A 3,491-nucleotide genomic window follows, 5' to 3' on the forward strand; every position below is an offset into this window, starting at 1 on the left:
CGGTGAACGGTACGTTCGCCGAACTCGTACCGTTTAACGGCATCAATCCAACGGTCGCCGAAAATCTGAAGTTCTTCGATGCTTGGGGCAGTAACGAAACGTACCCGCATTATGCGGTTCCGTGGGCCTGGGCGTTTGACACGCCATTCAAGTGGACGAAGCAGATTCCGTCATATTTCGGCGGCACGCGCAACGGCATGGCGATCTCCTGGCCCGCGCGTATCGCCGACAAGGGCGGCATTCGCTGGCAGTTCCACCATGTGATCGACGTCGTGCCGACGATCCTGGAGGCTACGGGCATTCCCGCACCGGTCATGGTCGACGGCATCGCGCAAAAGCCGATCGAGGGCGTCAGTCTTGCCTACACCTTTGACAAGGCGAACGCCGATGTCCCGACGCGGCATCGGACACAGTACTTCGAGATGATGGGCGTGCAGGGTCTGTACAACGACGGCTGGATGCTGAGTGCGGTTCCGATTCGTGCGCCGTGGGATCTGGCTGGCAAGGCGGTCGACGATCCCGCCAGCGCCTTCAAGTTCGAGCTGTATGAAGTGGGCAAGGATTGGTCGCAGACCGCCGATGTCGCGGCCGCCAATCCGCGCAAAGTGCAGGAGATGAGGGACCTGATGTTCGGCGAGTTCGCCAAATACCAGGTGTTGCCGCTGGATGCGTCGGCGGCGACGCGGCTGGCTTCGCCGCGTCCCTCGGTAACAGCGGGACGGAAGGAGTTTACCTACTCGACGCCGATAACCGGCCTGCCAGGCCCAGTGGCGCCGCAACTCCTCAACACATCCTACAGCATCACCGCGGATGTCGAGGTGCCGCAAGGAGGCGGCGAGGGGGCGATCGTCACTCAAGGCGGGCGGTTCGGTGGCTATGGGTTGTACCTTCTGAAGGGCAAGCCCGTCCTCACCTGGAACTTGCTTGGTCTCGGCCGCATCCGCTGGGAAGGCCAGCAAGCGCTTTCGCCCGGCAAGCACACCATCGCGTTCGACTTCAAATACGACGGTCTCGGTTTCGCTACGCTTGCCTTCAACAACATGAGCGGCATCGGCCGTAGCGGCACCGGCACATTGGCTGTGGACGGTAAGGTCGTTGCGACGCAAAAAATGGAACGCACCGTGCCGTTGATTCTACCGGTCGACGAAACCTTCGACGTCGGCTCGAAAACCGGTACGCCGATTGATGATCGCGACTATCAAGTCCCGTTCATGTTCACAGGCAAGATCAACAAGGTGACCATCGCCGTAGAGCCACCGAAGTTGACGGCGGAGGACGAGAAGAAGCTGGCCGATGCAAATCGCGCCGTGCAGGACGCGAAGTAGCCTGGCATGGTTGCGCACCGGCCGGGGGCAGCATTGCCCTCGGCTGGCCATCGAGACGGACGGCTTCCCGCTTCCGTTGCTTATTGCCGGAAGCAAAAACCCTGCGTGGTCGTTGATGTGGGTCCGCCTGCGGCCCTTAGCCGAACTCGCTCGAGCCTGTCCCATGTCCGCTCTCAAGGGAAAACCGGGCGTCGGTTCAGCTCAGGGTCTACCGCAGCTTTTGACCCAAGGCGGACATAACGTACTCCGGCGTGATGTCTGCACCTTAGGTTATGGGGAGGTCGATCTCACGCGGCTTGCAGCATCAACTCGCTCACGCGGTCTGGTGCATCGAGCATGGCCATGTGCCCGACGTCCGGCAGTTCGAATGTGGCCCAAGACTTGTCGCTCTTGCAGTCTGCTAGGGCCTTATCAAAGGGTGGCTGTGGAAATTTTGGGAGGCGGATGTATGTCTTCTTCGCCACCTTTTGGAGCGCGCCGGAAACCTTGATCTGCTGGAGATAGGTGCCGACTGGATGTGGAGTAACTTTAGACTCAGCGAACGCCCGATCGCGTTCGGCAACAACACTGGCCGGATAATGCGCCGATCCGCGAACGCCCGCTTCGCCCTTGTCAATGGCCATTTGTATGCCTTTGCGGACCGGCTCGGCTGCGTAGTCCGCCACCCTTTGTCCGTCGGCCGGAATAAAGGCATCAAGCCATACAGCCGACGAGATGCGATCGCCGATGCTTTCGAGTGCGCCCGAGCCTACAAAACCTGCATAGGACCACGCCACAAGGCAGACGTTCTCGAGACTTTCCCATTTGATCAGGTTGACGACGTCGGCGATGTGGGTGTCCAGATTGACGTCCTTGCTCAGCAAATGCGAGCGCTCGGCTAAACCCGTGAGTGACGGAGCGAACACTTTATGGCCGCCCTGTTCGAGCCGGTCAGTGACCTGGCGCCATATCCAGCCACCGCAAAAAGCCCCGCTGACAAAGACAAAGGTCTTTCGCCCCGATTGCGCGCGGGCGGCACCGACCGCCCCTGTGGCCGCTGCAGCCGCGAGACCGCCGGTTGCAGCACTGCGAAGGATGCGACGGCGGGTAATTCCACTATTTGTCATGACAAATTCCTATCATTAAGGAAGATCGGGACTGAAGCGGATTGCAACCTGAAGGATATCCGTGCATCGGTTCGCGGCCAAGATCTGTAATTGGCCCTTAGCCGAACTCGCTCGAGCCTGTCCCATGTCCGCTCTCAAGGGAAAACGGGCGTCGGTTCAGCTTAGGGCCTACCGCAGCTTTTGACCCACGGCGGACATCCAAAAGCCAGTGGGTCTTAGGCGAACAGCGTGGCGTCGCCAGTTCGCACTCTATTATGTCTTCGTCATCAGTGGATGCTTCCACGTGCCATCCAGCGCCGCTTCCTTAGGCCAATAGAGGCGCATGAAAGCAATGAAAGGGCCCTTGGGCGCAGGCAGCCAGTTCGGCTCCTTGTCCTTACCCGGTGTCTCGTTCTGCACATAGAGGGTAAGGCTGCCATCGGCGTTCTTGCTCAACTGCGGCAGCATTGGTGAATTGATCAAGTAGCGGTTGATCTCATTGGCGACGAGCAAGCTCTGTGGCAACTCATACATCGTCAAAGACCAGAAGGCATTGACCGGGGGTAACTGCCCCGGGGCGAAATGCAGGGTGTACTTGTTAGCGCCATTGAGCTTTTGTCCAGCGGCGTCGATGGCGTAGACAGGATACATCGCCTCCTGCTTTGAATTACCGCCGATGCCGAGAACCGCGCCTGCCATCCTGTAGAGGTAGTTGTTTTTTAGATACGCGCGCGTTCCAAAGACGTCGCCGGAGGTCACTTGGCCTGTGTCAATCTTTTGTTTCTCTAATTCAGCAAGTGCATTCCAAGCGTCCGCCATTCCTTGCTCTATGGCGGTTTTCATTTCAGGAGAGACCTTGCTGACATCCAGCGTCTTTCCGGCCCCAATGTTGAGTTTGGCGAAGCGTGCGATCAGTTCGGTCTCGGACGGATCGGTCGGGCAGAACTGAAGGATGAAGCTCAGGATATTGAAGAACTCAGGCGACTTCCTCTCATCAGTGGGCGTCAACGGCTGCACGAAATTGATCGCCGGAGCAGCAGGGGGGGCGGCGTTGCCAAGAAACGCCGACAGAGGCTCGGCC

Annotated in this window: 3 protein-coding genes; 1 reads left to right on the plus strand and 2 read right to left on the minus strand. The window is 59.0% G+C overall.

The window, feature by feature from the left end; translation table 11 throughout:
• Window positions 1-1,325: alkaline phosphatase family protein (locus AC1D00_RS32265; RefSeq protein WP_477013447.1), on the plus strand; the 1,325-nt coding region annotated here is incomplete at its 5' end.
• Window positions 1,326-1,612: 287 nt separating this feature from the next.
• On the opposite strand, the gene AC1D00_RS32270 is transcribed toward AC1D00_RS32265, so the two are convergent.
• Both AC1D00_RS32270 and AC1D00_RS32275 read right to left on the minus strand, forming a co-directional pair.
• Entirely contained in the window at window positions 1,613-2,431 is an 819-nt protein-coding gene (locus tag AC1D00_RS32270) for an alpha/beta fold hydrolase (RefSeq protein WP_477013448.1), read from the minus strand.
• A 252-nt stretch (window positions 2,432-2,683) separates the two neighbouring features.
• Window positions 2,684-3,491 (minus strand): DUF1254 domain-containing protein (locus tag AC1D00_RS32275; protein WP_477013449.1); only part of this gene is annotated, 808 nt, incomplete at its 5' end.

This window comes from Bradyrhizobium sp. P2_E8, assembly GCF_056403875.1.

Coding starts and splice junctions, on each gene's coding strand:
- AC1D00_RS32270 (WP_477013448.1), bottom strand. CDS start 2,431: ATGACAAATAGTGGAATTACCCGCCGTCGCATCCTTCGCAGTGCTGCA.